Origin of the sequence: Odoribacter sp. N54.MGS-14, assembly GCF_000980295.1 — a bacterium.
Classification (GTDB): Bacteria; Bacteroidota; Bacteroidia; order Bacteroidales; family Marinifilaceae; genus Odoribacter; species Odoribacter splanchnicus.
In genome coordinates this window covers 1-5,488 of sequence record NZ_LARL01000110.1, presented here as the reverse complement: position 1 = coordinate 5,488, position 5,488 = coordinate 1, and the positions used below count along the sequence as shown (strand labels likewise).

General features: G+C 40.3%; 3 protein-coding genes and 1 pseudogene. 1 reads left to right on the top strand and 3 read right to left on the bottom strand.

The window, feature by feature from the left end:
• Positions 1-556: 556 nt before the first annotated feature.
• Complete coding sequence (locus WS42_RS14090; RefSeq protein WP_046402305.1) at positions 557-2,674, bottom strand: type IA DNA topoisomerase; 2,118 nt, start codon at positions 2,672-2,674, stop codon at positions 557-559.
• A 158-nt stretch (positions 2,675-2,832) separates the two neighbouring features.
• Entirely contained in the window at positions 2,833-3,480 is a 648-nt protein-coding gene (locus WS42_RS14085) for a hypothetical protein (protein WP_013613152.1), read from the bottom strand.
• Between the two features lie 462 nt (positions 3,481-3,942).
• Here WS42_RS14085 and WS42_RS14080 point away from each other — a divergent pair, with 462 nt between their 5' ends.
• A complete protein-coding gene (locus tag WS42_RS14080) occupies positions 3,943-5,094 on the top strand; it encodes an AAA family ATPase (RefSeq protein WP_046451299.1) in 1,152 nt (383 codons plus the stop codon).
• Positions 5,095-5,266: 172 nt separating this feature from the next.
• Here WS42_RS14080 and WS42_RS14075 read toward each other — a convergent pair.
• A pseudogene (locus WS42_RS14075) lies at positions 5,267-5,488 on the bottom strand (hypothetical protein); the annotation flags it as partial.

Below are 5,488 nucleotides of genomic sequence, written 5' to 3'. Positions count from 1 at the left end.
AAAAAAACTTTTGCGTACCCCAAAATAAGGGCATGAAAAGATACAAAATATTGTTTATCAATCAATTATAAAATGAACATTTTTTGAGTGACGAAGTCAGGAAATAAACTATAATTTTCATTAGGATGTATAATATTATCTGCATCTCGGGGAACTGTTCTGATGCAGTCTACGATTTGAGGATTTTTTAATCGGAATATAACTTTTCCACGGCCGGAAGTCGTTTGTACATTTTTATCGAATTCAGGCGTTTCGTCAGGTTGTTCCGGTAATAATTTTACCCAAGGTGTCACTAGTTTGTTTGTATCGTTAGGACAAAAATTTCTGTAGTTTGGGGTGTAGTAACAGAGGTATAGTGGCGGCTTGTATTTGCTAAGTATTCTATAATAGACATTTTAGATCTTTGGTTTACCGATTCAAATATAGGGAAAGGCGAGTGCAATAGCAAATGAAAACTTGTTTTCAGATTTTATGTTGCCGGGCCACCTTCTATCTTGTACAAAGATAATGAAATACGAATTTGTAAATTAAAAAATTAAAGTTGATTAAATATAAATTATATCTTGTCGACTATAATGTTTTTATTTTCATCCAGACGGACTATCCCATTAAACGAGTTGCCTTCCGGATCCTTGAAACCGGATATTTTGCCGGTTTGGCCTTTTTGTATTAATGTATCTACTTGTTTTTGGGTGAGTTTCTTACCTTGTATTTCCATCGGAATCAGAAAATCACAGGATTTCCGGTATAAGGTGCATCCCCAGGCGGTTTTTCCCTTCACAATTTCTCCTTGTCCGCATTTGGGGCATTTCAATACAACCGCAATTTTTTCTCCTTTCTCCTTTCTCCCCTTCTCCTTTCTCCCTTTCCCGTCTTCCCCGTCTTTTCCCTCCGGTGTTTCTACAGTGATCGTTTTCGCTGAAGAATAACGTACAAAATGGACAATTTCGTTTACCATCGCCTTCAATTCTTCCATGAAGTCGGCCACCTGATAGGTACCGTCTTCGATCATGCGCAACTTCTTTTCCCATTGCCCCGTCAGCTCTGCAGATTTCAGAAGGTCGTTCTGAATGGTGTCGATGAGCTCTATACCTGTCGTTGTTGCTAAAATCCGTTTTTTGTCTTTGCGGATGTATTGCCGTTTAAATAACGTTTCGATGATATTCGCGCGGGTAGAAGGGCGGCCGATTCCGTTTTCTTTCATTAAATCCCGCAGTTCTTCGTCTTCCACTTGTTTCCCGGCAGTTTCCATGGCCCTCAATAAATCGGCTTCCGTATAGTATTTAGGGGGCTGAGTTTGTTTTTCCTGGATTTCGGGGGTATGCGGGCCGTGTTCTCCTTTTTCGTAAACCGGTAGTACGTTTTCTTCGTTTTGTTTGTCTGTATTATTGCCGAATACCACCCGCCACGCCGGATCGATGATTTGTTTTCCGGTGGCTTTGAAGTCTTCGTTGCCAATTCTGGCCATAACGGTTGTATTGGCTATTTCGCAGTCCGGATAGAAGACGGCAATGAAACGGCGGGCTACCAGATCATATACCCGCTTTTCCTCGGGAGACATATCGTAACTGAATACACCGGTAGGAATGATGGCATGGTGATCCGTAATTTTTTTGTCATTGAAGACTTTGGCTGACTTCCGTATTTTTCCTCCCGATAAGATCGGCTGTGTTAAAGCCTCATAAGGTTTCAGGCCCTGAAGTATTTTGGGGACTTTGGCATATTGGTCGTTCGGTAAAAAGTTGGTATCCACACGGGGATAGGTGGTCAGCTTTTTCTCGTAAAGCGACTGTATGATTTTTAAGGTATTTTCGGCTGTATAGGCGAATTTTCGGTTACATTCCACCTGCAATAGAGTCAGGTCGAACAGTTTCGGCGGATGTTCCATGGCCTTTTTCCGCTCGATACTGAGAATTTCCAGTTCGAGTGGAGTGATTTTTTCCAGGAGGGCTTCGGCTTCCTCTTTTTTATTGAACCGTCCGCGCAAACAGGAGAAAAGTCCTTCCCGGTAATTCGTCCGTATTTCCCAATAAGTTTCCGGTTTAAAGTTCTCGATCGCTTTTTGTCGTTCGACGACCAGGGCCAGGGTAGGGGTCTGCACTCGTCCGATCGAGAGTACGTTTTTTCCTGTCCCGTATTTCAACGTATAAGCCCGCGTGGCATTCATCCCTAACAGCCAGTCGCCGATAGCCCGTGCAGAACCGGCCGCATAGAGAGTATCGAAATCTTGCGATTCCATGAGTTTTTCGAATCCTTCCCGGATGGCTTCTTCTGTCAGCGAAGAAATCCAAAGGCGTTTGATAGGTACCCCGCATTTGGCTTTGGTCAATACCCAACGTTGAATCAGTTCTCCTTCCTGGCCGGCATCCCCGCAATTGATCACCATTTCAGCTTTCGAGACCAGCTCCTCGATAACGGCAAATTGTTTTTTTATTCCCTCATCTTCGATCAGACGGATCCTGAATTTCGAGGGGATCATCGGCAATACCCCTAAATTCCATTTTTGCCATTTCTCCGTATATTCTCCCGGTTCTTGCAGGGTACATAAGTGTCCGAATGTCCAGGTAACACAATATCCATTCCCTTCCAGATATCCGTTCCGCCGGGTCGTAGCTCCCAGAATATTCGCGATTTCTTTGGCAACACTTGGTTTCTCTGCAATACACATTTTCATAATTCCGCACGACTTGATTCTGCTACAAAGATAATGTAAACCGAAAGCAAAGCCAAGTTTACTTGAACTTTGCTGAGATGTAGCTTATTTTATCGAATGATAATGCAAACCGGGTGCAGAACGAAACGAATTCGTTCATTTCTTCCGCCAGGGGAGACTTATGTTTCTTTTGCCACTGTTCCCAGAAAACGACTTTCCGAAAAAATGTTCCGGTATTTATTTTTGAAAAAAGCAAATAAATGGATCTCTTTACCTCTTTCGGCCGGGAGAGTAAAGGTATATGCTCCTGTAGCCCGTATGGTTTCAAAACCTTCCAGCCAATATATCTCACCGTCGTCTACCCTGGTTTTATCGTAAATGGCTATTTGTAATAAGTCGTCGTCGAAACCCTGATTTTTATACCCGGGATTCCATTCCAGGCGAATAAGATCCGGAGTGGTATATTGCATTCCGAAATAATCCGGGATATAAAGCGGCCCGTAACATATCTTCAGGCCTGAAAATTCGGTAATTTCTCCTGTCTCCGTAAAGCTATGGATATTCTCTTTTATAAAAAGGTTATATCCGCTTATGTTTTGTCCATGCGTAGCATCGCTCCAGGTCATATACATCGGCATTTCCAGTTTATGATAAAATGAAGCCGCCCCTTTAAACCTGTTTTTCTGTGCTTTTTGCTTACTACTTTTCGATTTTCTATACCGTCCCGTTTTGCTCCTTATTCTCAGCTGTCCGTTTACTTCATAAAGGATAACATTTCCGAAACTTCCTTTCAGCTGATTTAATAAGTTAGATCTTGCAGTACCCATAGCCTGTTTTTTTAGTTTGAAAATGAATCAATTTCCCGATAACAGCGATTCCTCGGAGATCCCTTTGAGTGTTAGCTTCTGTAAAATTAACTAAAAAATGATTAAAATCCAAATAAAAACTGGATTAAAGCTTATTTATTTAGTTATTAATCTGGTAATAAATAGGATTTGTACTGGATTTAATCTGGATTTATCTATACACATATCCTGCTTTGTCCTATGTGGTTAGCATTCCCCCGATAGTTATAACTATATAATAAAAAAGGTCCAATTAAATCAGAATTTAATTAAACCAGTTCCCATTACATATAGGATATTAAACAAAACTCCCTGATCCGATAACAGATCAGGGAGTTTTGTTTAATATGAGATAAAAAACGATTGGAATGCAATTTTTACATAGAATATTATGTGATTTGCATAATTCGGATAATATAATTATATTTGTATAAAAATGGAGTTATGAGGAAAATAGTGAACCCTTTTATTGTGACGGGGAAAATCGATCCGGCCTATTTTTGTGATCGGGAAGAAGAATCGGTCCGTTTGATCCGGTCGTTGGATAACGGGAATAATTTGGTGATTATTTCCCCGAGAAGGATGGGAAAGACGGGATTAATTCAGTTTTGTTATGAAAAACCGGAATGGAAAAAAACGTATTACACTTTTTTCATCGACATCTTACATACTTCCAGTCTGAGGGAGTTTACTTATACGCTGGGGAAAGAGATTTATGAAACGTTGCTGCCCCGGAGTAAAAGAATGACTCAACTTTTTATGCAGACGCTGAAATCAATTAGCGGGAAATTCGGTTTCGATCCGCTGTCGAATACCCCGACTTTTAGTTTGGAGTTAGGGGATATTGACCGACCCGAATATACGTTAGATGAAATTTTCGTTTATCTTGCCAAAGCCGATAAACCCTGTATTATTGCCATCGACGAATTTCAGCAGATCGCTAAATATCCGGAAAAGAATATCGAGGCTTTGTTGCGGACACATATTCAAAAAATAAATAATTGCCATTTCATTTTTGCAGGAAGTGAACGGCATATGATGCAAAATATGTTCGTATCTGCTTCACGTCCATTTTACCATAGTGCAGATATGCTCGAACTAAGTGCTATCCCCGACGAGAAATATATTCCCTTCATTGTCGGTAATTTCAATAAATTCGGAAAATCTATTTCCGAGGACACGGCCAAACGGGTATACGCCTTGTTTCAGGGGCATACTTATTATATTCAAAAAACTTTTAATGAAGGTTTTGCAGATACTGAAAACAATAAGGAGTGTACGATTAGTATTCTTCAACAAAGTATCGATAGGCTACTAAGTGACAACGATACCATATTCCGGGAAATCCTTTCCAATATACCGGAACGTCAGAAAGAAGTGTTGTACGCCATTGCAAAAGATGGAGAAGCCCGTCAAGTCACTTCTTCTGCTTTTATTAAACGTCATCGGCTGGCTTCGGCCAGTGCTGTTCAATCGGCTATAAAGAAGTTGCTGGATAAAGATTTTATCACAGAAATCAATAAGACGTATTCTCTCACAGACCGTCTTTTTGCTTTGTGGATAAAAACGGTTTACGGAACCGGTTTCCGGTTATAAACAAAACTTCCCTGATCTTTTGAAATCAGGGAAGTTGGAAGTGAATTAGGGACACCTCTATCGGTTAGCAGAATTACAAAAGTGACAAAGGTTACAGAAGTCAGACTGAACCACTGTAACCTTTGTCACTTTTGAAACCGTAATAATTCTTTTAATCAATCGGTTTCAATTTCTAAATTTCTGAATTTGTTATTTTATTATCCCTTGACGCAGTTTCTTGTTCGATTTTTTGAATGAAATCAGATTTCACTTCCTGCAAATTTTTTCCTCCATAGGTCAGGGATTTTTCACCGACCCGCACAATACCGAAAATCATCTTTTCTTCCTCGTCATACTCCTCATAACCCTGATAACCTTTGTATTTCAAGCCACATAAGAAATCAAGCAAATAGGC

Excerpts from the sequence above, each read along its gene's own strand:
- WS42_RS14080 (WP_046451299.1), top strand. The coding sequence starts at position 3,943 with ATGAGGAAAATAGTGAACCCTTTTATTGTGACGGGGAAAATCGATCCG.
- WS42_RS14085 (WP_013613152.1), bottom strand. The coding sequence starts at position 3,480 with ATGGGTACTGCAAGATCTAACTTATTAAATCAGCTGAAAGGAAGTTTC.
- WS42_RS14090 (WP_046402305.1), bottom strand. The coding sequence starts at position 2,674 with ATGAAAATGTGTATTGCAGAGAAACCAAGTGTTGCCAAAGAAATCGCG.